The organism is Solirubrobacter pauli (assembly GCF_003633755.1).
GTDB lineage: Bacteria > Actinomycetota > Thermoleophilia > Solirubrobacterales > Solirubrobacteraceae > Solirubrobacter > Solirubrobacter pauli.
Genome location: NZ_RBIL01000001.1, coordinates 659602 through 683726, shown reverse-complemented (window position 1 = coordinate 683726; position 24125 = coordinate 659602). Strand labels below are relative to the sequence as shown.

Annotated in this window: 19 protein-coding genes; 3 read left to right on the top strand and 16 right to left on the bottom strand. The window is 68.2% G+C overall.

Translation table 11 applies throughout. The features are described from left to right. The first annotated feature begins 3 nt into the window (after window positions 1-3). Window positions 4-882, top strand: coding sequence for an ATP-grasp domain-containing protein (locus C8N24_RS03200; protein WP_147447594.1), 879 nt, complete (start codon window positions 4-6; stop codon window positions 880-882). Next, window positions 883-1452 carry a hypothetical protein gene (locus C8N24_RS03195; protein ID WP_121247924.1) on the top strand — a complete coding sequence of 190 codons (570 nt, stop codon included), beginning with the start codon at window positions 883-885 and terminating at the stop codon, window positions 1450-1452. Window positions 1453-1855: 403 nt separating this feature from the next. Here the strand turns inward: C8N24_RS03195 and C8N24_RS03190 are convergent, their stop codons facing one another. From C8N24_RS03190 to C8N24_RS03150, 8 genes are all read right to left on the bottom strand, one after another. Further along, the gene (locus C8N24_RS03190) at window positions 1856-4561 is read right to left on the bottom strand and encodes a replication-relaxation family protein (RefSeq protein ID WP_121247922.1); all 2706 of its coding nucleotides are present in this window, start codon (window positions 4559-4561) and stop codon (window positions 1856-1858) included. Then, on the bottom strand, window positions 4558-5826 hold the full coding sequence (locus tag C8N24_RS33245; RefSeq protein ID WP_147447593.1) for a hypothetical protein: 1269 nt from the start codon (window positions 5824-5826) through the stop codon (window positions 4558-4560). Before C8N24_RS33245 ends, C8N24_RS03190 begins: the two co-directional genes overlap by 4 nt. Continuing rightward, entirely contained in the window at window positions 5823-6374 is a 552-nt protein-coding gene (locus tag C8N24_RS03175; RefSeq protein WP_147447592.1) for a hypothetical protein, read from the bottom strand. Before C8N24_RS03175 ends, C8N24_RS33245 begins: the two co-directional genes overlap by 4 nt. Further along, window positions 6371-7066: a P-loop NTPase family protein gene (locus C8N24_RS03170; RefSeq protein WP_121247914.1), complete on the bottom strand. Its 696-nt coding sequence runs from the start codon at window positions 7064-7066 to the stop codon at window positions 6371-6373. The genes C8N24_RS03175 and C8N24_RS03170 overlap by 4 nt, the downstream gene beginning before the upstream one ends. A gap of 71 nt (window positions 7067-7137) precedes the next feature. Continuing rightward, window positions 7138-9783 (bottom strand): VirB4 family type IV secretion system protein, encoded by a 2646-nt coding sequence (locus tag C8N24_RS03165; protein WP_147447591.1) that lies wholly within the window; start codon window positions 9781-9783, stop codon window positions 7138-7140. Further along, window positions 9774-10145, bottom strand: a complete 372-nt coding sequence (locus C8N24_RS03160; RefSeq protein WP_121247910.1) for a hypothetical protein — start codon at window positions 10143-10145, stop codon at window positions 9774-9776. Before C8N24_RS03160 ends, C8N24_RS03165 begins: the two co-directional genes overlap by 10 nt. After that, on the bottom strand, window positions 10142-11938 hold the full coding sequence (locus tag C8N24_RS03155) for a TrbL/VirB6 family protein (protein WP_121247908.1): 1797 nt from the start codon (window positions 11936-11938) through the stop codon (window positions 10142-10144). Before C8N24_RS03155 ends, C8N24_RS03160 begins: the two co-directional genes overlap by 4 nt. Before the next feature lie 9 nt (window positions 11939-11947). Beyond that, the gene (locus C8N24_RS03150; protein ID WP_121247906.1) at window positions 11948-12229 is read right to left on the bottom strand and encodes a hypothetical protein; all 282 of its coding nucleotides are present in this window, start codon (window positions 12227-12229) and stop codon (window positions 11948-11950) included. Window positions 12230-12671: 442 nt separating this feature from the next. On the opposite strand from C8N24_RS03150, the gene C8N24_RS03145 reads away from it, so the two are divergent. Beyond that, window positions 12672-14561, top strand: coding sequence for an ATP-binding protein (locus tag C8N24_RS03145; protein WP_170178815.1), 1890 nt, complete (start codon window positions 12672-12674; stop codon window positions 14559-14561). 349 nt (window positions 14562-14910) lie between these two features. Here C8N24_RS03145 and C8N24_RS03140 read toward each other — a convergent pair whose 3' ends face one another. The 8 genes from C8N24_RS03140 to C8N24_RS03110 form a co-directional block, all read right to left on the bottom strand. Continuing rightward, entirely contained in the window at window positions 14911-15105 is a 195-nt protein-coding gene (locus C8N24_RS03140; protein ID WP_121247902.1) for a hypothetical protein, read from the bottom strand. A 257-nt stretch (window positions 15106-15362) separates the two neighbouring features. Next, complete coding sequence (locus C8N24_RS03135) at window positions 15363-15749, bottom strand: hypothetical protein (protein ID WP_121247900.1); 387 nt, start codon at window positions 15747-15749, stop codon at window positions 15363-15365. A 268-nt stretch (window positions 15750-16017) separates the two neighbouring features. Next, complete coding sequence (locus C8N24_RS03130) at window positions 16018-17499, bottom strand: hypothetical protein (protein WP_147447590.1); 1482 nt, start codon at window positions 17497-17499, stop codon at window positions 16018-16020. A 32-nt stretch (window positions 17500-17531) separates the two neighbouring features. After that, entirely contained in the window at window positions 17532-18752 is a 1221-nt protein-coding gene (locus C8N24_RS03125; RefSeq protein ID WP_170178814.1) for a S8 family serine peptidase, read from the bottom strand. After that, complete coding sequence (locus C8N24_RS33625; RefSeq protein WP_170178813.1) at window positions 18749-20425, bottom strand: carboxypeptidase-like regulatory domain-containing protein; 1677 nt, start codon at window positions 20423-20425, stop codon at window positions 18749-18751. The genes C8N24_RS03125 and C8N24_RS33625 overlap by 4 nt, the downstream gene beginning before the upstream one ends. After that, window positions 20422-21750 carry a sigma-70 family RNA polymerase sigma factor gene (locus C8N24_RS03120; RefSeq protein WP_121247894.1) on the bottom strand — a complete coding sequence of 443 codons (1329 nt, stop codon included), beginning with the start codon at window positions 21748-21750 and terminating at the stop codon, window positions 20422-20424. Before C8N24_RS03120 ends, C8N24_RS33625 begins: the two co-directional genes overlap by 4 nt. A gap of 206 nt (window positions 21751-21956) precedes the next feature. Beyond that, entirely contained in the window at window positions 21957-22637 is a 681-nt protein-coding gene (locus tag C8N24_RS03115) for a hypothetical protein (protein ID WP_121247892.1), read from the bottom strand. Between the two features lie 130 nt (window positions 22638-22767). Beyond that, window positions 22768-24093: an EsaB/YukD family protein gene (locus C8N24_RS03110; RefSeq protein WP_121247890.1), complete on the bottom strand. Its 1326-nt coding sequence runs from the start codon at window positions 24091-24093 to the stop codon at window positions 22768-22770. Window positions 24094-24125 lie beyond the last annotated feature (32 nt).

Sequence of the window (24125 nt, the reverse complement as noted above, 5' to 3'; positions counted from 1 at the left end):
GCCGTGGTCGCCGAACTCGGTGATTCGGTACCCATGCTCGTGAACACTGCAGTGCTCGAATCGGCCGAGATCGTTTTACACGGACCGTCGTTGTCGCTCGAGGGCAGGTCGATTGCTCTTCGCAAAACAACTCGCGGGTGGATCCGGCGACTCGCCCCGCCGCAGTGGAGAACCGGCCTGGTGTCCGGTTCGCTCGAGAGCGCGGTTCGAAGCGCCTGGCTCAAGCTAGTGACTTCCGTAGCTGAAGACCCTGACGTCGAATGGGTCTCGCCGTATAGCCGCATGATCGCCACCGAAAGCAAGCTCCTGCAGGCACGCCACGCGGCCCGCTTGGACATCGCAGTGCCCGACACAGTTGTCTCGACGAGCATCGACGCTGCTCCCAAGTGGTGGGGTGACATCGTTGTCGTCAAGCCACTCGGGCCGGCGCAGTACCGCCGTGAGGATGGCGAGGCCATGGTTGTGTTGGCCCGCGACCTTGCACGGTCAGACCCGCGACTTGTGGATCTCGCAGGAGCCCCGTTCCTTGTCCAGCAGGCGGTGCCCGCTAAGCGGCATCTGCGTGTCGTGACCGTGGGAAAACAGGCTTGGACGTGCGCCTTAGACGCTCGAGACCTTCCCTTGGACTGGCGCGAGGTCCGAGAAGCGCATCACTCATTCCGCATCGCTCCGTCACCGGGAGTGGAGCGGCAGGCGATCGCACTCGCGAACAGTTTGGGGGTGGGATATTCGAGCCAGGACTGGATCGATACCGGGGCTAACCACGTGTTCCTCGACCTCAACCCCGCAGGCCAGTGGCTCTTTCTACCCGATCCTGTCTCTCAAGGGATCGCTGCGGCTATAGCAGCGTTCCTTCGCTCGCCTAGCCGAGACGAGGAATAAATGCCCGAGTTCTGGCGCGGCCAACGAATATACGCGGAGCACGTCCTGGGACTGTTGGCGCCCGGACGTGAGATTCCGAGCCATTCCGCGGATCGAGTCGCTGCTGCCTCCCTCGCCGGCTGGAGTCCCTACGAACTCTTCCTGATGATCGAGGAGGGGCGGCGTGAGCTTGACCGGCAGGCCCGCGACTTTGAGCGCGTTCAGGCCCGGGCCCAATGGCTGTACACGGTCGCTGCCGCCGTGACGGCCGCCATCGGCACGACGCTAGTCAAAGGCGATCCAACATTTATCCACTGGGTACTCGGACTCGTGGCTTTAGTGCTTCTCGGATGGGGCACGGCAGGCGCTGTTGCGATTGTGGTCGTTCGAGCTGACTTCAGCGTGATCCATGCGCCGGTTCTGAGCGGACTCGCCCGGCCCGTCGACTTCGCGCTCGCAGAGACGTACGCGGGAATGATGTCGACCGGTGCCAACACCGTCGCAACTCGCGTGACCGTCCTCCGGCAAGCGGTCGTTCTGGTCGCAACGGGTGGATACCTAGGGCTCCTCAGCTCCCTTCTCATGCAGTAGAAGCGGGCCGGGATCGCCGCTCGCGCACACCAAGATCTCGTCACCGACGACGCGCCGTAACCTCCGGGAAGCACATGGGCGGCGTCGAAGGAGACGGCGTTGCCGTCAACATGCTGGCCAGCGCGTGGCTACCTCTGAGCAACAGATTGCGCAGAGGACTGCCGGACTGGCCGAGAGGCTCCTTGCCCGCTCGTGCCAGACTCACCGCAAGCTCGAGTCGATGCCTGTCAAGGCTGTGAACCCGCGACCAGCCACTGCAGCGCTCGTGGCAGCGGTACATCCCGTGTCGTGCTCGTGTGCAAACGTCCGGCCGAAGTCGCTAGCGCTTACGCGTGCAGACAACAGCGCCGCGACGGTTCTCCTATGCGAGACGGAGGGAACTCGATCGCGTCGCGGCTCTTCCTTAGCGGTCGGCGGCGCCCACGACGGTTCGGGACAACAGCTCCACGGTGCGTACGGGGAGTCGGTCGTCATCTGTTCGCGCTGGCTCGTCACCGTTCTCCGAGTGGAGCGCAAACGCCCGCAGAGACCCGTGGTAGACGTCCGGCTCGGCTGCGAAGAACAGGTGCTGTCGACCCGGAAAGGACCACTCGATCGCCGGGCGGCCCATCGGACCAATCCTCCCGCGAAGCAGGGCATCAGCTTCACGCGCGCACGCAAGCGCGGCTCGGAGGTCGCGGAACACGAACAGCACGACGGGACGCGTACCGAGCCCCGCGAAGCGGCGATGCGAGAGCGCCCAACCGGTGAGGAACGCGTCGTACGCGAGCAGCTTGTCCTTGTTGTAGGAAGGACGGCCCGTTAGGTCCAGCTCGACGAGGAGATCGAAGATCAGCCGCGTGGACGGAACGCGCAGTTCGAGCGAGAGATCCGGCTTGATCTCGCGGAACTCCGGCACGTCTAGGTAGGCGTGGCCCTCGGCGACGTCGAGCTCGGCGACGGTGATCGGGTGCCGCTTGTGGCCGTTGCCGATCTGCGGTACCGGGTAGCGGCCCGTGGCGTAGCGCGGGGTGCGCCAGTAGTCCGTCGCCAAGTCCCCCACGACGCGGTGCAACTCGATCGCCCAGGAGAGCGCGTGCAGGTCATGCGGGACGCTCGCCGCGCGGCGTTGCTCGCCTTGCCTCCATTCACGCTGCGGATGGATCGCCGGCGGCAGCCGCTTCTGCGCGGCTTCCATGCCGAACCGCGTGAGCGAGCAGAGCGACGGAAGCCGGCCGTCAGCGGCGGTCCGGTCGCTGATGCCGATCGCCGCGCGAGCGATGAGGCCGTGCTCGTAGAGCTTGTTTAGACGATGGCGGACGCTCTTGGGCTCCCTGCCGGGCATTGCCGCGCGACCGATGAGTGAGGGAAGCGCGACGCCAACCCGGTCAAGGAGTGCGAGGATCGCGTAGTCCGCCTCGTAGAGGCGCGGCAGGTGCTCGGACGGCGGTTTGTGCTCCGGCGGCTTGACTTCGTTGATCCGGTCGATGAACGCAAGCTCGGCCAGCGCCTGCGGCGCCGGCTCCGTCGGCCGCTCTCGATCCGCGTCGTACGGCTCACGGCCCACGACCCGGAGTACTGGGCTGATCTCCGGCGTCGATGCCGGAGCAGAAGCCGCTCGCTCGACCCGCGGAGCCGGCCGAGATGGTGTGGGCTCTGGTTCGTCCGGCTCGGAAGCCGCGCGCTCGATCGCTTTCACGCTGGGGCGCTGCACAACTGCGGCTCGCTCGTGGTCCGTAGAGCTCCCAAGTGTCGAGGCCAGGACTTCCGGATACGGGCCGACGGTGGTGTGGAGGCGCTCGAGATGCACGCGGGCCCAGGTGTCGTTGGCTCCGGACGGAAACGGGAATGTCTGGCCGATAAAGCTTGCAGCGCGGGTTCCACCGGCGATCCACGAGGCAAGGCAATGGTGGACTGGGAGGTTGAGGATCTGCTCGGGCGTGACCCGAAGGCGAGCTCGCGAGTCCGGATCGTCGCGGATCATGGTCGAGTACACGGCCATCGCGATCCGGACGGCCTCTTCCGCGTCTCCGTGATCGCCGAGCCTAAATAGGAACCGGCTCTGCAGGAGGTTGATCACGCCCTTGCGGATCTTCTCCTGGTGCTCGGAGCCCGATCCCAGCTGCGCGAGGTACTGCAGGCCGAACGTGACATCTAGACCCGCGGCCCGGTGCGTTGCGATCTGGTCGACGACGTTGTCCGTGGACGCGAGGTAGTGCGCCTCGTCGGCGAGCAGCGCCACGCGCGGCCGCTCGCTCTCCGGCCGTCGCACTTGTCGCTGGAGCTGCGTGTGCAGCATCCGGAGCACGAAGTGCATGCACGCCTTGCTGTTCTCGGCTCCGATCGCCGCCATGTTCGCGTCGACGATGAGGATGTCCCGGGCTTCGACGATGTCGGCGAGCGCGACGTCGCTCGTGTGGTTGAAGAAGCGACGCAGGGGCGGCACGCCCGTGAGCCCGCTGACTTTGTTGCGCGGGGCGTCCAGGCGCTGGGCGGTCGCGCTGCCGGCGAGGCCGAGGTCCTGCGGCAGCTCCGTGCGGAAGAACTCGGCGGTCTGGTCGAGGTCGGGCGTGTCCGCGCACGCTTGGTACACAACCGTGCGGAGGTCCGCTTTGGAGGGCAGGAGGAGCTGGTAGACGTCCTCAAAGCGGGCCCGCCGATCTCGCTTGACGGCGAGCGCGAGGGAACCGATCACCGCGTGGTAGAGGTATCGCCGCGACGACTGGAAGAGCTGGTTCTCGTTGATGTCGAGCAGCGCTGCGACGATGTTGTCGGCGATCGCCGTCGCCTGCAGGGGGAGTGGCTCCGAGTCCCTCAATCGCAACGGGCTCATCCCGAACGCGGGGTGGCCGAGATCGAGGAACCAGACGCGCTTCGGCGTGTCGGGCGGAGTCAGCTGCAGGCAGAGCCGGCTCAGCTCGCTCTTCGGGTCAAGGACGACCACGGCGGCGTTCTCGTCGCGGATGTCGTTGAGGTAGGTGCGGAGCATCGCGGCGGTCTTGCCGCTGCCCTGGCCGCCAACGAGCAACGAACCGTAGCGCCGGTCGTCCGGGTGGATCAGCCCGGCTCCGTTCGCTGACCGCAAGACCGGAAGCGTCGGGTACGTCAGAGCACGGTGCCGGACGGTCACGCCGCCTCCTGACGATCCATCGGCACCAGCACGGTGCGCTCGGCCGGCGACCGGAAGATCTCCGGCGGCATCGGAATCCGCGGGATCGTGATGCGACGGACCGGGACGCCCTTCATGCGAGCGGTCGGGAGGGCCAGCAGGTGGGCTGCTTCGGCGGCGGAGATCAATGAGCGGGGCGAGGGGACGAGCGGTGTGATCGCCGTTGCAAACCGGCGGCGGTAGAGCTGCTGGCGGACCGGCATCCACCGGCGATGCAGTCGGTTCTCACCCCGCCGTGCCTGGACCGCCGCGGCGAGCTGCAGACACGTCTCGTGGGTGCCGGCAGCGACGACGCACTCGAGCCAGAACAGCCCGCGGTTCTGTGCGCGGCTCGCGTTGGCCATCTCGGCGCGGTTGAGGGTCGATCGCAGCCCGCCTTCCGGGAGACCCCAGCGCTCCTGACGCGCGAGCCGGTTTTCCTGGTGCCGGAACAGCCGACGCGTGACCGCTTCGAGGCTGCTCGGCGCGGGCGTCAGGGTGAAGCGGATCGTTGACGGGACGGCCACGGAGGCCTGAGCGTGCGCGATCGCCTCCAGCGGGGGCGAGGCCAGGTCATCGGCCGGAGGAAGGAGCGGATACAGGAAGCCGCGCTGCTTGCGGAACCGCAGCACGTGACCGGGGACGGAAGAGCGGGACGGCACGGGCTGCGGCGCTTCTCCTCCGATGCGACCAAGACGAGCATCGGGGTAGGCCGCGCTGAGCGCACCATCCAGCGCGCCCGCGACCCGCGGCGGGCATCGCATCGAGAGCGACCATTCGAGGTCTCCGGATTCGCCAACGGCGTGGTCGAGCTCGAACGCCAGGTGCGGCTGCCCGTGCCGTGCACGATCTGCCGGGAGGGCGCGGACGAGGTGGCCGAACGCCTCCATCATGTCCTCGACGTCCTGGGGTTTGGCCTCATCGTGTTGCGAGAGGTGCAGCACGTATCGGGCGTATTCGCGGTGACGTCGAGCCCGAGCTCGCTGGACACCAAGGACGCCTCCCGTGGTGGCCAGCCCGAGGAGACCGCCGGCGACCTCCACCGCGATCAGGACCGGCAGGCTCAGGCCAGCGAACTGTGGGCCGCCCCCCGCTCGCGCGACTGTCGGGGCGACCGGCTTGTCAGAGAGAGCCTGTCGTGGCGGCGGTGCCTCGATGCTAAGCGTCCGTCGGAACTGGTTGAGCAGCCACCCGCTCGTCGCGATGGCAACACCGACGATCACGAGGAACGAGAGAAGCCGTGTCACAGCGCGACGTAGGTCTCGAGGACGGCCGCCAATAGCAACGCGCCGAATCCGACGAACGCGACGCGAGCGATCAGTGGCGCCGGCATTCGCTCGCTTCGGCTCCGCACGTAGAGCGCGAGCGCAGACGCGAACGCCGCAAGCTCGAGCGGTCCATGTGGCAGGACGGCCAACACCATCCGCCATCCGTACGCACCTAGGCTCGCTCCGACGACCAGCGCGTTCAGGAAGACCTCGAGCGCGATCAGCGTGTCGAGCGCTGCCACGACGATGAGCCCGATGCCCGACCGGGCCTCATGGCGCTTCGCGCACCAGGGGGACTGCACGATCACCGTCGCTGCGATCACGCCGATCAACAGCCGCAGGTTCGTCGCCAGGATCGCCGCGGCCGTCCCCGGCACGGGTTCGAGGCCCGCGAACGGGAAGTCGAGAAGCTGGCGCGCCGAACCTGCGAAAGCGAGGTGCACGACCGCGGCGACGAACGCCGTCGCAGCGACGAGCGTCATGGCCACGCCGCTCGCCCGAACCGTGTACCGGCCGTTGCGGCTCATCGCCGCAGGACCCCAAGGATTGCTTGAAGGCTGATCTCCATCGCGTCGGCGGGGGGTTGACCCTCGGGAATTGCGGGCAGCCGAACGAGAGGAGCACGGCACACGTCGGCGAAGGCGGCGAGTGCCCTGAGCGACGCCGCCCCGGCAGTCACATCGCGGCGGGCGAGCACCAGCTCGCGGCCGGACACGTGCGAAGCCGTGAGTGCGTGGAGCTGCCGCGCGCGAGCCAGTCCGTAGCCGGTGTCCGGCATGACCCACGCGACATGCGATGCGGCACGGACGACGGCGAGCTCAGCGGGGCGCTGGAGCGTGCCGCAATCCGCGACGACGAGGCTCTGCTCGAGCGTCCCGCGCAGGACGGCGAGTACCGGGTCGAGAAGGGGGCCGTCGTCCAAGTCCATTGACGGCCTCGCGGCGATGACCCGCAGCTCGTAACGGCCGATCTGTCGCGCGGACCACACGCTGGGCGCCAGCGCCACGTCCCGCTCAAGCACATGCGCGACGTCGAGCACCGAGTGCGACGTCTCCGCACCTGCCCGGAGGCAGAGCGCCGCGTTCAGACCGCCCGTATCCAGCAGGAGGACGTGGCCGAGTTCGACGGCCGACCGCGCCACTGCCGCGCTGACGGTGCTGGCGCCCGCGCCACCGCAGACGCCGCACACCGCCAGAAGGGGACTCGCGGGGCGGCGCATCGGCGGACCGTGCACCACGATCCGGCTCCTGGATGACCGAGCTTGCTCCTGGCGATCCGGCACGGTGGCAGTCATGCGAGTGGCGGCGACGCGTCGCTGCTTGCGAGCGAGTGAAGCGCGCTCCACACGTCCCCGCCATGCACGCGGAGCGCGGCTTCGCGCTGCGGGACGTCGTGACCGCGATCGGACGTGAACGCCCAGTACTCCAGCGGGCCGACTCGAGCCGAAACGCGTCCCCGACCGCGCGTCCCGTTGATCCACAGCATCTCCGCGTGACTGCCCTTCACCGTCTTCAGGCGGGCGACGAGCTCGCGCTCCTCGTCGGAGAGCATGAGCGCGGACTGCGTGAAGTCGAGTTCGCTCGGATGCTGGGCCAGCAGGAGCTGCATCGTCGCGTTCTGCAGGAGCGCCAGACCGTGTTCGGTGTTGGCCTGCGAAAGCTGCTGGAACATGACGGCGAGCACGAGCCCGAAGTGCCGTGCCCGCAAGGCCAGGTCGTTGGCGTACTCACCCGTCTCGCGCCGGCTGACGAGATGCCACGCCTCGTCGATGAGCATGATCGACCGGCCCGCGAATCGCGGCTCGCTTCCGGCGTGCTCCGTCGAGTGGTACGCATTCCAGTGCCGCTCGACGGTGTTCGTTACGTACTCCATGATCGAGAACATCACGGGGCGCAGGACGTCCTGCGGGCATCGCCGGGTATCGAAGACCACCAGCGGGCTGTCGTGGGGCACCGTGGTCGGACGGTCGAGCAGGTAGGCGTAGCTACCGTCGCCGCACCATTCGCTCAGGCGGGTGGCCAGGCTCCGGGCGACGGACGCCAGCTCGTGACCCCCTTCCCGCTGATGGAAGCTCGCGGTGGCCAAGAGCTCGTCTCGCAACATCGACTCACACGGCGACTGGTCCTCAAGCGTCGCCGAGCGGGCGTACACGGCGCGGATGGCCTCGCCGAGCTGGGCGAGCTCCGATCGCGTGAGTCCCTCTTCACCCATCATCAGCTGGTGCAGTGCAAGGAGGTAGGCGACCTTGTCACTCGGCACGTGTCGCGGATCGGGCACGTCCCACGCATTGATCGCGTACGGCGACTGCGCAACGCCGAGTTCGATCTGCTGCGCGCCGTCGATCATGCGCGTGAGGAGCTGGTAATGGCCGGCACGGTCGATCACGAACCCGCGCGCGCCCAGCGTGACCAGGCGCGCGAGGATCATGTTGGCCAGCATCGTCTTGCCCGAGCCGCTGCGCCCCGAGATCAGCAGGGTGTGGTTGGGGTGCTCCCGATCGAAGGGATCGAGGCGCTCAAGCGTGCGACCCGGGTCCGCGAAGGCGAACGGGAACCCGTGAGGTGAGCCGCAGCCCGTCCCCACCAGGGGAACCGTGTCCGCGGCGTTCGTCGTCGTGTACTTGCGGACACGCCGGGCGACGTCTTGGCCGAGTGGCAGCGTGCTCGCCCAGAGCTCCCGCTGACGGAACTCCCCGCGGCCGACCTTGCAGTCGACCGCTGTCTCCATGGCGTCCGCGCAGTACGCGACGGCCTCGTCAAGTGCTTCGAGGTCTGGCTTCGGTCCTGGAGCCCGCAACGCCTGATAGACCGAGACCTCGAACAGCCGTGCTCGCTCTCGGCCGGCCATCTCGGTCAGCAGGTCGCGGTACTCGTCCTCTTGGGCGTAGCGATCGAAGTCCGGGACACGGCCCCGTTGCTCCGCTCCGCGGTTGATGGCGAACAGCCGACGATGGCCGAGCTTGAACCGTTGCCGCTCACGGCGCCGGTCGAGCGCCCGGACATGCACGCTCAACGCGAAGGGCTGGCGCGTGAGCATCGCTTCCAACAACCAGCCAAGCGCGGTCTGCTGCGCGGTCGTGTGGACGTAGATCGTCTGCTCGACGTCTTGACCGACCTCCACGAGATGGCGCCCGCGCTTGAGATCAAGGCTGGACTGAGCGAGGCGCTCCCGGAGAGCGGTGGCGGCTCCCCGAGCCTGCTCGCGGTCACGTACGGGGTCGCACTCGCCGAGGATCTCGGTGCTGAGGCCATCCCGCCGCCGGTCGGCAGTCGTCGGGTTCAGCCGCTGCCACAGCAACGTCAGGGCCTCAGATCCGTTGAGCTGGCGAGTGGGCAGCCCGGCCGCTTCGAGCTCGGCGTGAATTGCGTCGACGTGCCCCTGGCTCTCGCGCACGGCTCGACGATGTTCGGCGAGCGGCCGTTCCAACGGGGCGGAGGAGGCGAGCTTGAGCGCCGCTCGGGCGCCCCGCCGCGCGGGGAAGTACGGGATGATCGCGTACGCGTCGAGTTGGATCGCCGACTGTCCCCGACCGTGCATGCGGAGGGACTGCTCGACCGCCGCGTACAGGCGCCAGCGGGAAAGCGAGCCCGCAGCAACCGAAGTGGTGGCGGTGGGCGCGGGACCGGCGACGGCCTCAACCTCTTCACGCAGCCGCAGCAGGACGTCGTCGAGGTGCACGGGGCGGGCGTCGACGTAGAACTGCATCGATTGCCCCGCCCGCAGCTTCTCCAGCGTCGTGGCGAAGCCCGTCGCCGCCCGCCTCGCGTCGTCAGCCGACAGCACGAGCGGGTTCGCGGGAGTGACGCGCAGGATGCGGACGAACGCTCCGTCGCTGCGCACGATCAGACCAGTGCGGTCGATCGCTTCCACGGGCACGAGTTCGCCGGCCTCAGGCAGCTCGTCAGGCTCACGGCGCTCTGCGATCGTCAATCCCACAGGGCCACCAGATCGAGGTCGTCCGTCGTCGTCGGAGTCTCCTTCACGGCGACGGTCACGCGGTAGCCGATGCCCGTCGAACCTGCGCCCGGCAGGTAGCGGCCCGGCTCACGGCGGCGGCGGAGCGCGGCGACGAGCAAGCCGCCGAGATCAAACTCGCTGAGGCTGGCGAAGAACGCGGCGCTCGCCGGCAGGGCGCCGAGGTAGATGCCGAGTACCGCTCCCCACAGCCCGCCGATCGGGCTCAGGTACTGGGCGAAGACGAGTCCGAACAAGAGCCCGGCGATCACAGCCGCCCACTGGCCGATGGTCAGGTCGGCGAACCGGAGCTTGGCTTCGAGATGCTTGAAAGCCCTGTTCACGTCGCGTCGCTCGGTCGCTGGTTGTCATGAATCGAGGTCGGGGGCTGGCTTAGAGGCGGTCCGGGTGGCGTAGGCATGACGCCCTCGCCCGTGCCTGGAACGGGCGGGCGCGAAGGAGCGGATTCCTGGGGCGCGTAGAAGTCGTCGATGCCCTGCCGGCGCAGCTCGGGCGTGGCGGCGGCGAGGACGCGGAACGCATTGCGCTCAGGCTCACCGATGTCGCTGCGTGCGGCCTGGTGCACCATCTCGCCGGTGATGCGTCCGCTCTTGGTCTCGGCCAGCGTGCGCACCGCCCGTTGGCTGTCGGGATTCAGCGCGCTCATGGCGGCGGTGACGTCCGACCTCGTGGTGGAGCTACCGGCTGCCTTCGCTGCCTTCAACTCCTCGGGGACGCGGTCGCGGATCTCCTGCCACGACGGCGACGGCAGTCCCTGCGGGGACGGCGTCGCCGGGGCCGGTCGGGGGTTCGCCGCTCCGGCTGGCCCCGGTTGCGCGGCGGCGGCGGCGGAACCGCCCTTGGCGGTTGCGCCGGTCCCGGCGGCGGCCGCCGGCGCCGCCGGGCCAGCAGCGGCGATGCCGGCCGTGGTTGCCAGCGTCGTGACGGTTCGTGTCTTCTGGCCTGCCCGGCCACCGCCGGATCCTGTTCCTGACGACGCACCAGACGCGGCCTGACCGGAGGACCGGCCGAGGGGAGAGGGGAGCGCTTGGCTGATCAGGGCGTCCGTTCGCCTGGCAGTGACGTACGAGGCTGTGCGAGCGAGGAAGCCGCCACTGTGCATTCCCCCAAGCAGCGCCATCCGGCCCAGCGTGCGTGGCAAGGAGACGGTGATCCACAGCAGCGCGAGCGCGACGAGCGGCATGATCAGCGCATCCGCGACGGACCCGGCTCCTTCGACTGCCAGGGCGTCCATGCCTACGGCCGCGAACGTCGCAAAGCAGAGTGCCCAGGCGAGCGGGATCACCAGCACGACCGCGAACGCCCGCATCGCAGCGGCTGCGAGCCACGCCGTTTCGGGGATAACCCAGGCGATCGCGGCGAACGGCATGCCGGCGTAGAGCAGCGCCGTGCTCGCGCTGGCGACGATCTTGCACATCAGCAGCGCAAGGAACAGCAGCCCCGCGCCGATCGCGATCACGATCGCCAAGAAGTTGAACGAGATCGCTGACGAGAACGCCACGCCGAGCAAGCGGCTCGTGTCGTCAAGCACCGTGCCGCTACCCATCAGGCCGCGTGCGGCGGCGTTCGTGAGGTCCGCGCATGTCCGGAACAGCCAAGGCCACGCGACCACGAACAACGCCGCGGCGAGCATGCGCCCGAGACCCTGCAACGCCTCGAAGCCGCCGGAACCGCTAAGGCCCGCGGCCCAGTACCGAAGCCCGGCTACGGTCCCGACCGCGGCGAGCGCCGCGAACGACATCGCCGAAGTCGTCGACGCTAGCTCGGCGAGGTTGCTCCGGGCCTCAAGCGGGACGTTCGAACCTGGCGAGATCGCGTAGTTGGGGACCGAGATCAGCCAGGTGAGCAGCTCGCGGTTGATGATCTCTGCCGACCAAGAGAAGAGCTTCGCGAGGAGCGCGCCGAATCCCTCGACGGCTGCGCTACCGACGCCGCCGGTGACTGCGTCTGCGCCCGCGCCGATGATGTCGCCGAGTCCGCCTCCGATCGGGATAGGAGGCAGCGCCTGTGCGTCTTGAGGACCGCTGCCGGACGATCCGATCGCGAGCAATACGAGCGCGAAGAGCAGTAGTCGCGGCCAGCGCGGGAGCCGGCTGAGGAAGGCGAGCACGAGCACCCCGTCGCCTCACGCGACGATGCCCTTGACGGACCCGAGAAAGACCAAGGTGCCGAGTGTTGACCCGATGATCACGAGACCGCGGCGATTGCCGAACATGAGGGCGCCGGCGCCGACGACGCACCCAATCGGTGCGACGGCCGCCATCGCGACGAGCGCGGGACCGATCAGCGCGTTCGCCGCGTTGACGAAGCCTTCGAGCCCTTCTGCCTCCTGTGGGATCGACGCTGCGCGCCGCACGATTGCAGCCGGTCCACAGCCGGCGGCCAGGACGGCGATCAACACGAGCATGGATGCGAACGCTGCCCGCGAAGTTGAGGCTTGCGAGTGACGGCTGCTCATCGGCACGGTGGTCTCCCTTTGCTGCGTTCCGCGCGGCGCCGAGCCGCGACTGAACTCCACATTGGGATTCCGCAGAGTCGTGCCTATGTCGTCGACCTGTGACTTACTCCACGGCGGCGCGATCGATCGATCAACGCTTCGGAGATCACGGACCGGCACAGGCCGGTTCGAGAGTCGTCGAAATATGCGTCTGTCCACAGTTGCGCTAGTTTCGATCGCGCTCGAACAGCGGCGGAGGCGGGCGTCCGCTACGACCCGAGGCGCCCGATCGTCTGCCTAGATCGCACGACGAGCCGACCGGCACGCCTGGCACGATTCGCGGGTGCGCCACCTACGTCTGCAGTTCGGCCAAAGCTATCTGGCCAGCTTGTCAAAGAGCGTCCTCGACGGCGTGATCGAACTCGTGTGGAACGCGATCGATGCTGAAGCAACACAGGTCCAAGTGGACGTGATCGAGATCGACGGCGCAGTCCTGGAGATCAAGGTCATCGACGATGGCCACGGAATCGACATCGTGACCGCAGAGAAGGAATTCGGCTTTCTCGGCGATTCCTGGAAGGCCGCGGCGACGAGGTCGAAGACAGGTGCGCGCTCGCTTCATGGTCGCGCCGGTCAAGGACGCTTGTCGATCTTCAAATACGGCGGCACGGCGCAGTGGCGAACTGTCAGCGAGCTCGCCGGCTCGCGCGAAGAGCTGACGATAACGGTCCGATACCCCGAGATTGCCCAGGCGGACATCACCGACCCATTGCCCACCAGTGGCTCGACCGGAACGGTCGTGACGCTCTCGAACTTCGCTCAGCCGCCAACAGGCATCCACGGTGACGTCACCTATGAACGGCTGCTCACGACCTTCGCCGTCTCAATGCGAGTTCAGGGCGTCGCGATCAAGCTCTCCGGCCGTCCGCTCGATCTCGCCGATGCCCTTACTCACGAGGAGGACATCGACGTTCACGTAGGCAACGAGTCAGCCGTCCTGACCCTGCTCGAGTGGAAGCACAAGGTCAAGCCTGAGGACGAATTGCACCTGTGCGATGCCGACGGAGTCAGCTTGCACTCGCTGCCCGCCAGCGTCGACGGCCACGGCCTGCATTTTACGGCCTATTTGCGATGGAAGCGAATGCCGCAGCACAGCGGTCAGCTTCCAGCGGCGAGCCTCGATTCGGGCATTCTGGGTCGGATGATCCGCGAGGCACGCCGGCGGCTTCAGCGTGCGCTCGATCACCGACGCGACCTTCGCCGGCGGGAAATCATTGAGAACTGGAAGCGTGAAGGCTTCTATCCGTTCGACGATCGCCCGCCCGCGACGGAGAGTGAGCGACTCACTCGCGAGACCTTCGACCTTGTCGCAGTCGAGGCGGCACCAGTGATCGACGGGGTACGAGGCCGGAAGGCCCGGCAGCTGTCTCTCAGGCTTCTCCGCGAGGCGCTCGAGCACAACCCCGGTCAGATCCATCGCGTTCTTGAGCAGGTCCTGGACCTGGACCTTGAAAGCGTTGCGCGGCTCGATCGGCTGCTGGCGCATACCCCTCTGTCGCGGCTGATCTCTGCATCGTCCGCGATCGCTGGCCGCCTCGAATTTCTCGGAGCGCTTCGCGACCTGACGTCACGTGACGTGCATCGCAAGCGGCTGCTGGAACGGTCACAGCTACACAAGCTCGTTGAGGCCGAACCGTGGATATTCGGCGAGGAGTACGCGCTCGCTGCATCCGACCGAGGACTGACCGAGGTGCTCAAGCAGCACCTGAAGTACCTAGACAGGCCAGAACTCGCCGAGGCGATCGATCGGGAGGTCTTGGACTCTGACGGGCACAGAGCGATCGTTGATCTGCTCTTTTCGGGCCGCGTGGTCAACGCTGACGACCACAAGACCATGCTGGTCATCGAGCTCAAGCGCCCGAGCGTCTCGATCGGCGTCAAGGAGTACGAGCAACTCCGCAAGTATGCGATGGGTGTTGTCGATGAAGAACAGTTTGACCTCACCCGCACGCGGTTCGAGTTCTGGGCGGTATCGACGGGGATCACACCAGAGATGCGCCGAGAAAGGACCAACCGAGGCCCCGAGACTGGCCTAGTCAAGGCCTACGACGATCTCCCGGTCAGGCTATGGGTCAAGACTTGGGCTGAGATCCTCCACACCGCCGAACACCGGCTGCGCTACGTACGTGAACAACTGGAGTACGAGCCTACGCAGGAGCAGTCCTTCGAGTATCTCCGTAGGATGTACGCAGACCGGCTCCCTCCGACCGTTGCGGCTAACGTCCCGCCGGAAGCATCCTGAGTTCCTAGGCGGTTCGACGTCCTTGATCGAACGGGCGGCGCGCCGCTTCGAGAAGACTGAACCCCGCCGAGCGCGAGGACTGGCCTTCCGTGGGATAGCCGGCGCGGCGAGCCCGATCGGTGCCGCCGAGCGTGGCAACCCTTGCGCGAGAACGCTCGGAAGCCGAAAGTCCGCAGACTGAACTGGCGCCTTTCGACGGTTCCGTATCGCGCCGCCGGCGGCGCCTTCAGCTTCTCAAGCGGGTTATCACGGTCGTTGCTACGGCGCCGGTCATACCTCGTTTGTCTGTTCCGCTTGGACGCGGTGACCGCTTCATGCGGGGCCGACTTTCCTAGTGTCGCCGTACCGCTTAGCTCGGGCTGCCCTGAGCAGTTGCTTTCGTGTCCCGCAGGGCGTTGGCCACGGTTTCGATACGGCGCTCGAGGTCGTCTTCGACGCCCAAGGCCTCTACGACGACGGCGGCGCGCTCGACGTCTTCATAGGGCAGCTCGCCGCGGTGGTATACGGTCACCGCGGCTTCGGCGATCTGCTCGATCCAGTCCACGCGCCGAGCGTTCCACACCCGCTGACGCGCCACCATCCCCCATTGGAGGTATCGCCCGGGGGAGGAGTCCCGTCGATGTGCCCGGCCTAACTTTCCGGGTCGAGTCGCTACTGACACAGCGTTACGGTGCCTCGCATAAGTGCGGGTCCCTGCTCGCCGGAGGGATCCGCTTCGACGATCCCGCCATTTTACTGGCGGCGTTGCGCTTGGTAGATTGCGTGAATCGGACGGGATCGACCGTTAGCGTCGCAAGAACCTCACGCTGCGCGGTCGACGTCGCAGGGCAGTAGCCCGATCGCGCGAGCGATTCGACCCGCCGTATCCGCACTGACGTGCTGGAGGAAGCGCGCCGGGTAGGTTCGACCGTCGCGAGTCGTCTTCGGCGCGGTCGCGCGAAGCCCCAGCCAGCGCTCGACCTGCGCCTGCGAGGTACTGAGGCGCCTTGCGAGCTCCGGGATGGTGAGGGTGGTCTCGGCCCGCTGCTGCTTCGCGAGGAGCTCCCTCAGCATCGCGTTGTCGACACTCGGCACCGGGAAGTCGGCGAGCGCCCGGCGGTCCTCTTCCTCCTCAAGAAGGCGTTCGACGCGCGCGATCGGCAGGTGAAGCCGCTCAGCCGCCTCAACGACCGACGCACCGGCACGCACGAGGCGGACGGCGTGTCTGCGCCGTGCCGCGCACGAAGGACAGTGCTGGTCGGGATGCTGGTCGCACCAGCTGCAGGTCGCGTCGGCGCTTCGGGGCCTAGAGGTCTCGAGATGAGTTTCGGCGGTTCGCGGGCGCGCACCCGCGCGGCTCCGCGTTGGAGCTGGGGCGAGGTCAAGCATGGCGATATCGCGGCGTGGTCGAGAGTGAGGAAAACGCCGCCCTACATCTAAGGCGGCGATCGCGAATCGCCCCCGCGCCGATCGTGCGCTACCGCGGGACGGCGCGGCGAGCCACCGCTGCACGGTAGCCCTGCTGCGCATCGAATCGAGCGATTGCGTTGAGCCGCATGAACTGAGCCATCCGCGTGGTCAGACGGAGCCGGCGAGTCCAGCGGCCGTCGCGAATGCGGACCGTGCCTTGCACACGGAGTGTGCGTCCGCCGACCCGACGCTCGACGCGCACGTTAATGCGCCCGGACCTTGCCCGCGTGATCCCTGAGACTCGCACGAGGCGTCCGGCGCGCCGCACGCTTCGAATCCGCACGCGCGGATCGTGACCGAGGAGCGTGAGCCGCAAGGGGCCGGCCGCAGCTGACGGATTCGCGTTGCCAGCCGCGTCCACGAGCCAGACACGCAGATCCCAGTCACCGATCGCGGGAGCCGCGACGCCGTCGAGCGTCTGGGCCGTGGTCCCCGGGCCGGTGATGCACTCAGCCGAGGTTGACTTCCCTCGCGGGCAGAGCGACCAGCGCGCCGCCGAAATCGGCGCGACTTGTCCTTCGGGGACCCGCCAAGCGAGATTGAAGCTGTTGATGCTGCGGCGGGCGTTGCCGTCGAGCGTCAAATTGACCGGAGCTGTCGGCGCCGTGTTGTCGACGACGATCATGCGCGACTCGCTTGACGTGTTCCCGCCTGCGTCGTCGGCTCCTACGGTGGCGAGGTGGGCGCCGTCCGGAATCGTCCGCGTATCGAGACTGAGGGTCGCTCCGGTCTCGTTGGTACACGGAATCGTGCGCGTGTAGTCGCAGTTGCGGGTGGCAGAGCTGCGGCGCGTGTCGTCGATGGCGATCCACGTCGAGCGAATGCCGGTGTTGTCCGTGGCAGCCACAGTTGCCGATCTCGCGCCTGACTGGAAGCCGTCTGCCCACAACGAGCCCGTGGGTGCCACGAGTGAAGGAAGGAGGAGGTCATTGATCTGCACCCGCGCCGAGTACATCGCCATCCACGCCGCGTTGAGGCCGACGCCGTTGCCGCAGGTGCCCGAGGGAGCTGCACAACGGACACCGGCCTCGACGGCCGACGTGTTGACGGCGAACGACGAGGAAGGCCCGAGCGGGTCGAACGCACTCGCTCCACGCTCGCATCGCGTCTGTCCACTGGCGGGGACACAGCTATCCAGGACGGTGCCGTCAGCGGTCCGCAGGAACGGGAGCCACTCGCCGGAGCTGAACTGCCCCAAGTAGTACTGCGCTGTGATCCGCGAGATCGCCGTTCCCGGAGGTGCCGGGAACCTCCATCCCGCCTCAGTGCCGGCGACGGCGTTCGGCGGGGCGGGGACCCGATCACGCGACGACAGCCCGTCCGCGGCGCCGCCCATCACGGCCGCACAGCCGTCCTCCGTCACCAGGCCGGAGGCGTCGGTGTTGAACGGAACCCAGGCTCGGTTGGCGCCCTGCGCAGCAGCGCACGCGACGACCTCGTACGTGCCGGCTCGGGCATGCGCCGGGAAGGACAGCGCGGCCGCTCCCACCACCGCCACCCCGATCCGGGCGCACCTTGGCACTAGCGGAACTGCCGTGGTCGAAGGACCACCGCGGCGGACGGCGTTCGCCCCTTCGCGACGAACCGGAGACTGATGGTCTTGAATCGTCGAACCTTGAGCACGATGCGTTTCGATCGTCCCTCATAGCGCCGCCGCCCGTCAACACGCACGAGTGTCTTCACGCCCTTGGGCATGGTCGCGAGCCGAATCGTGACCCGGCGCCCGTGCTTCGTGGCGCGGGACACGCGCGGAGACACACAGATCGCGGTGGCTGCGTTGCAGGCAGCCGGTTGGGGAGCCGGCGGAGGCTGCGGAGGAACGTACGCGTCGACGAGGGATCCGAGGCCAGCAGCGCGGAACGCAGCGGCGGCATCGAACCGCCCACCGGGCGAACTGGCCAGCGCAGCTTCCGCCTGCGCGGCGGTCAGGTCGGGACGGAACGAGCGCAGAGCGGTCAGCACACCCGCGACATACGCTGAGGCGAGGCTGGTGCTCTCCCCGATGCCCGCATCCCCGTTCGGAACCTGGGCGACGTCCATCCCGCATCCCAGGGCAGTGACGTCTACCTCTGCTCCACGGGACGAGAACGCACACAGCCCTCCGTCGCGCGCAGCAGCAGCCACCGCGAGCACGCCAGGAAGCGCCGCCGGGACGTTGACCGGGCCGCCGTCGTTCCCGGCCGCAGAGACGACGCTGATCTCGTCGGCGCGGGCGCGGGCGATGGCTTCGTTGAGGTCCGCGAGCTCGGCTGGTGTACGGCCTTCCATCGGCCCTCCGAGCGCCAGCTCGATGACCTTGACGTCCAGCCCGCGCGAGCGCTTCGCCTGGCGGCAGCTCAAGATGCCGTCGCGGTACGCGTCGCCGCTCAGGTTGTCGGTTCCCTCCGGAAGCGCTCGCACCGAGAGTACGCTGAGCCCAGGCCACGCGCCGACCATGCCCCAACCGTTCGCGCTTGCCCCGGCGACCATCGCGACGTACGTGCCGTGGTTGTATGCAGTGACGTCGTCGGCCGTGCCACCCAAAACCGATTCCCGGCTCAAGACGATCGATTCCGTGTCGGGGTTCACGTCGACCCCTGAGTCGACCAAGCACAGCACGCCTTGTGAGGGCGGAGCGGGCGCCTGTGTGAGGAACTCGCCGCGCGCGAAGACAGCCTGCGCAGTCATCGTCAGCTCGCTCGCCTCAGCTTTGGCAGCGGACGCTCCCACCAGGAGGACGGCGGCGAGTGGCGCGAGCTTCACGGCCGGACCGACACCCAGGCGGCTCGCGAGGTGCCCGCAGAGTAGGGGAGGCCGGCTTGCGCGCGCACGTGGATCCGCCACAGGAACCGTGCACCTCCCGACGTATGACGGAAGCGGTAGCGATAGGCGAAACGCCCTCGCTTGACCGGCAACGTCTTGAACGTGCGCCATTCGCGACCGTCCATCGCTTGCAGCTCGACCAGCGTCCCGGCTTGTACGCCCTCGCCGAGGAGTCGACCACGCACGCGAACCGTGCCGCCCGGGTTGACCGTCTTCGGGCGAAGCGTCATCGTCACGCCAGCTCGTACTCGTACGGTCACCTGGGCGGTTGTCCCGACGTCTGACGCGTCCAGCGTCGGGCGGTACTGGACCGCGAGGACGCGCGAGGCCCCCTTGGTCCCGACGTAGCGGAAACGTCCGCCGGCGTCGGTCTGCACCTGCCCGGCTGGGGTCCACGCCGAAGATCCGGTCACGCGCTGCGAGACCTCGAGCTGGGCCGCGGCGATCGGAAGGCCCGCCGAGTTGACCAACCGTCCGCTCACGGTCGCCTTACGCCCGTAGTTCAGCCGAAGCGTTCGCTTGCCGGAGATGGCGAGCGTCGCAGAGGGCGAAGCGTTGACGCCGTTCGGTCTCGGCGGTGGCCGGACACACCCGGCGGTCGGACAGCGCAACCCGTCCGACGGCAACGCGAACGTCGCAACGCGATCGACGGCCGCAGTGCGGTTGCCCGAAGCGTCCTCGACGTCGACGCGCACCTGGTGCATGCCGCTCGCCGGCAGAGACGACAGGTGGAACGTCCGCGAGGATGAGACGGTGGGGCATGCGGTCGCAGCGTTGAACTCGTAGGGGTCGGCGGTGTTCGGGTCGGCGTCACGGCATGCGGTCGCAGCAGGCTCGAACCACTGGGTCTCCGTCACCCGGCCGTCCACGCTCACGATCAGCCGGTACAGCCCGAGCCCGACATCTGACGCGTTGATCGACAGCATCCGAGTACGCACAGGTTCGTCCGCGGCGAGCGGTCCGACAGCCCCGGTGACCACTGGAGCCGCGACGTCGGCAACGCGCAGGGTCATCCGCCTGATGCCGAGGAACTCATCCCTGAGCGGCCCTTGGCAGTTGCTCCCGTTGCGGTAGCAGCCGAACCCGATGCGAACGACGGGTGTGGGCGCCGTCGGCAGGTCGACAGCCGTCGTCGGGAACTGCCACCACCCACCGGCTGCTGGACCACACGTCTCGAGCTGACCCTCGTAGGGCCATTCGGTGCCGCACCGCTCGATCAATCGTCGTTCGGCGTCGGACAACCGGTACCCGAATCCCCAGGTCGCCTGGCCGACGGCGGTGCTGTACACGTAGCCGAAGAGTTGCCTCTCGATTCGACCACCCGAGATCACCGTCCCTGCTGGTCCGGTGATCAGCACCTCGCTGGGGTTCGCGGGATCAAACCCCGGACCGCCGCGGCGGAGGCGGATCTGCCAGTCGGCGCCCGGGACCCCGCACGCCATGCTGACCTCCATCCGCGACACGTCCGGAGCGCGCACCATGTCGGTGGCGGCGATCTGCCCTGCCGGTCCAGCGCATTGGTGGATGGTCGCGGTGCCGGCGTGAACCTCCGCGGCACTGACCGTGGCCCATACACCCGCCGCGCAGAGCACTCCACACAGAGCCAGTTTCATGGGCGGAACTCTCCGCTGAACGATGAGCTCGTCGGACCCTTGGAAGTGGACGCCGGCTTCGGCGGGGGTGGCGGCGGCGGTGAGGCGCTCGATGTGGTGGTTGCGGTCGCGGCGGACGCCTTGGCCGCGGCCGAGACATCCGGCGTGGCCGACTCGGGCCCGAACTCCTTGGCAGCCGCAGCCTTCGCGCGTTGACGTCGTTCCTTAGCCGTGGAGCGCGGCCGCTGCGCGCGCTTCTTCGGCCTCGCAGTCGGTGCAGCGGTGGGAGTCGACACCGGCTGGCTCACGGTGACGGTCGGAGTCGGCGTCGCGGGAGCCGTCGTCGGCGTTGCCCGGGGCTTCGTCCGTTTGGTCGCGCTCTGCTGCTGTTCCGCTTGTGCGGGATTCGGCTTGGGAGCCAGCTCGTGCGCGATGGGACCGGCGCAGACGGCTGCGATCGCGACGCCCGCGCAGCTAACCGCCATCTTCGTGCCTAGACCGACACCCACCGCGGTGCCGGCGCCAACGGCAGAGCCGCCGGCGAGCGCGACGTCCCGGGCGTCGTGAAGGGCAGGCTCGCCGCCGCGACCGAGGATCGATCCGAGGCGTGCTGCAGCTCGCTCGAGTACGCCGACGAGCGGAAGCGTCGCGGCCTCCAGAAGGCCTCTCGCCCGCAAAGCGAACGCCCGGCAGTGCAGGCAGTCCAGAAGATGGACGTCCAACCGCTCGATCTCGTCGCGAGAGCGGTGGCCGTCGACCGCGAGCATCTGCCGAGCCGACTTGCACGCAGAGCTGCCCTCGGCGGTGCTTAGCGCGTCGACGCCGTTCGCTCCGGCACGCGCGAGCCGACGCTCGTACTGGGTGCGTGTGATCCCGAGCTCGGCGGCGATCTCGTCCGGGGCGCGCCCTTCGAGGTACTTGAGGCGAAGGACCTCCGCGTCCTCGGGCCGAAGTCGAGCCATCGTCCGCCCGACGACCGCTTGTCGCTCGACGGCGGCCTGCTGCTCCTCGAGATGCTGCTCTGGGGCGGCGCTGGGGTCAGCGAGGGCTACGGCGCGCTCGAGCGGGAGCAGTTGTCGCGGACCATCACGAAGCGCGCGGCCGTGACGCCGGCGGAGCTCGTCGATCGCATCCCGCTGCAGCGCGCGCCGGAGATAGACGCGCCGCCGACGGCCGGTGGCGGGCAACGAAGGATCGTTGGCGAGCCCGGGCAGTGCCTCAGACACGATGTCCTCGGCGTCTTCGATGGAGAGGGCCTGGGCGAACTCTCGTGCCAGCCACGCGACCAGCCCGTCTCGCTCATGCGCGAGGCGTTCCAGCTCAGTCGGCGGTGTGATCGCGGCCATCTACACACCTAGGCGGCAGTCGCGAGCGACCTCCGCGCCGAGTTGTCCTGCCTTCGATACGACAAGGCCGCCATTGCTCTCCCGGCTCGGAATCTTTGCACCGTTCGGACCGTCGCGCGGAGGATCACTGAGCGATCCGCCGTCCTTGTTGGCAGCTGCGATCTCGGCGGTGCTCGTGATGTTCGTGCGATGACATCGCGCCCCAGTCAGCCCACGTTCTGAACCGGCGGCAGACGGAGGATCGAGTGGCGCTGCCAATGCGGACCCGCGGCGGAGTGGAGGCTCGCGATGTCCTCGCGCGAGAACCCGTCTTCACACCTGCATGCGTGGAGCCACTCACGCAGTCGCTCTACGCCGACCACCCAGCCGCCGCCGACACTGGGCGAGTGCCAGGACCGCGGCTCGGCGTCGTCGAACGCGATGCAGACGACCGCCGTCACGGGTCCGCGATAGTCCGGCAGCGTCGCGCGCAGCTCGCCGCCGGCCGCCGCAAGCGCCGCGAGGTCCTGCATCGTCCACGCGCCGTCGGTCGCGCAGATCGCGAAGAGACCGCCTGGCCCCAGCACGACGAACGGAACTCGATGAGCGCCGGTCACGACGTTGCGTTCGACCATCCAGCCGGAGCGCTGGATTAGCTCGAACTCGCGTCCGACGTGCGCCTCCGCTGCGGCCAGGCGCCGACTTCGATCAAGCAGCTTCGCGAGGCGCGCCGTAGAGCCGAGCTGGGCGCGCGGCTTGTGGACGGGCCAAACCTCAGGCACCGATGTCGCCACCCGGCGGTCGCGGGCGCTGCGGCTCACGAGGATCACCGCCGTGACGGCGCCCAAGGCAACCGCCGTGGCGAGGATGCCCACAAGCAGAAGCTCGAGGTAGAGGTCGGCACTCATTGGTCCTAGCGGGTCAGGTTGTAGCGACGGTACCTCGGGCGCGAGCGTCCTCCGCGGCAGGCAGACGTGAATCCGCTGGATGAAGCAGTCTCGTTGCGAAGAATGTGCAATCTCGTTGCAAACCGCCGCGTCAGCGACGTCGGCTCGCCTCGAGACCGAGACCCGGCCAGTCGGCGGTCAACAACGCGGCCAGCTCGCGCACACGGATCCGCCAGCCTGGAGCCGCTTGCGACCAGCTGAAACGGCCACTTCGGAGGAGCGTGGCGGCGGCATCCTCGCGTGGGATCGTGATCAGCCCGCGTGCGAACGGGATCGCCTGACCGAACGTCTCAACGTTGAGCTCGGAGCGCGGCTCGTGCTTGTTGACGACCAACACCAGCGGTGGCGCCACGTCGCGCAGCCAGGTAGCGGCTTCCCAAACCAGGCTTGCCGTGTCAGGTTCGGCGTCCGTGAGGAGGACGACTTGATCCGCGCGGGCGAGGGCCGCACGGGCCGGAGGCGCGTCCAGGCCGGTGCCGCAGTCCAGCACGAGCGCACCGGCGAACGTCGCGAGGCGAGTGAACAATGCGCGGTAGGCGTCCTCGTCGAGCGCGCTGGCGCGCTGCGGATCAGTCGGCGCCGGCGCCACCATCAGGCCGTCCGGACCGCGACCAAGAGCGCCGTCGAAGGCTGCTGCCGACAGAGCGGAGTCGCACAGGCACCCATGCAGCAGGTCGTCGAGGAACACGTCGTGCTGGGGAGTGAGGCGCCGGCCGAGCGATCCGAAGTCGGGATTCGCGTCGACCGCGATGACGCGGTCGCTCCGTAGGTACGCGAGCAGCGAGCCGAGCAGCGCGGTCACCGTGGTCTTGCCGGGACCGCCCTTGGGCGACAAGACCGCGATGGTGGCGCATTGGGCAAGCCGTGGTGCGGTGATCCGCTCATCGAGACGGCGCTCATAGTCGCTCGCGGCCCAGGCACTCCGCATCCGCCGCCAGAGCGGAGTCCGCGTGGGCAGCGACAGCACTTCAGGGTCGGCCGCCGTCTCGTTCGGTTGAGGCGCTCCGTGTGACGGTCCGTGTCGCATGGACTCGCGGAGCGCGATGCCGGCCCGTTCGGCGGGAGTCAATCGAGCCGGCAGGGTGAGTTGCGTGCGGGCGTGGAGCGAGCACGCGAACTCCTGCGAGGTGGCGGCGGGCTGCAGACGCCGCATGACGAGCACGTCTCCGTCTCGTACCCCGAGCTCTCCGAGCGACATGCGACGGTCGAACACGGAGTCCGAGCTGGGGCCAAAGGACCAGTGCGCATCCGCTGGCGTGACGGCAAGGGCCTCGGCCAGATCCGCGACGAACACGTTGATGGGTTCGTCGGCTGGAACGCTCACGAGGCTCGCGCCGTCGGGCGCTTCGACCCTGACTCTGAGCAGCGGTCCGAGATCCTCGGACGCTCCAATGGCGTGGAGCGGGACTTGCGTCATGGCTTCCAGATTGCGGTCCGAATGACCGGCGC

Bases quoted from the DNA above. Each gene is read 5' to 3' on its own strand.
- C8N24_RS03175 (WP_147447592.1), bottom strand. From the start codon at position 6,374: ATGAGCCGCAACGGCCGGTACACGGTTCGGGCGAGCGGCGTGGCCATG.
- C8N24_RS33625 (WP_170178813.1), bottom strand. From the start codon at position 20,425: ATGAAACTGGCTCTGTGTGGAGTGCTCTGCGCGGCGGGTGTATGGGCC.
- C8N24_RS03115 (WP_121247892.1), bottom strand. From the start codon at position 22,637: ATGAGTGCCGACCTCTACCTCGAGCTTCTGCTTGTGGGCATCCTCGCC.
- C8N24_RS03120 (WP_121247894.1), bottom strand. From the start codon at position 21,750: ATGGCCGCGATCACACCGCCGACTGAGCTGGAACGCCTCGCGCATGAG.
- C8N24_RS03150 (WP_121247906.1), bottom strand. From the start codon at position 12,229: ATGCTCGTGTTGATCGCCGTCCTGGCCGCCGGCTGTGGACCGGCTGCA.
- C8N24_RS03170 (WP_121247914.1), bottom strand. From the start codon at position 7,066: ATGCGCCGCCCCGCGAGTCCCCTTCTGGCGGTGTGCGGCGTCTGCGGT.
- C8N24_RS03195 (WP_121247924.1), top strand. From the start codon at position 883: ATGCCCGAGTTCTGGCGCGGCCAACGAATATACGCGGAGCACGTCCTG.
- C8N24_RS03110 (WP_121247890.1), bottom strand. From the start codon at position 24,093: ATGACGCAAGTCCCGCTCCACGCCATTGGAGCGTCCGAGGATCTCGGA.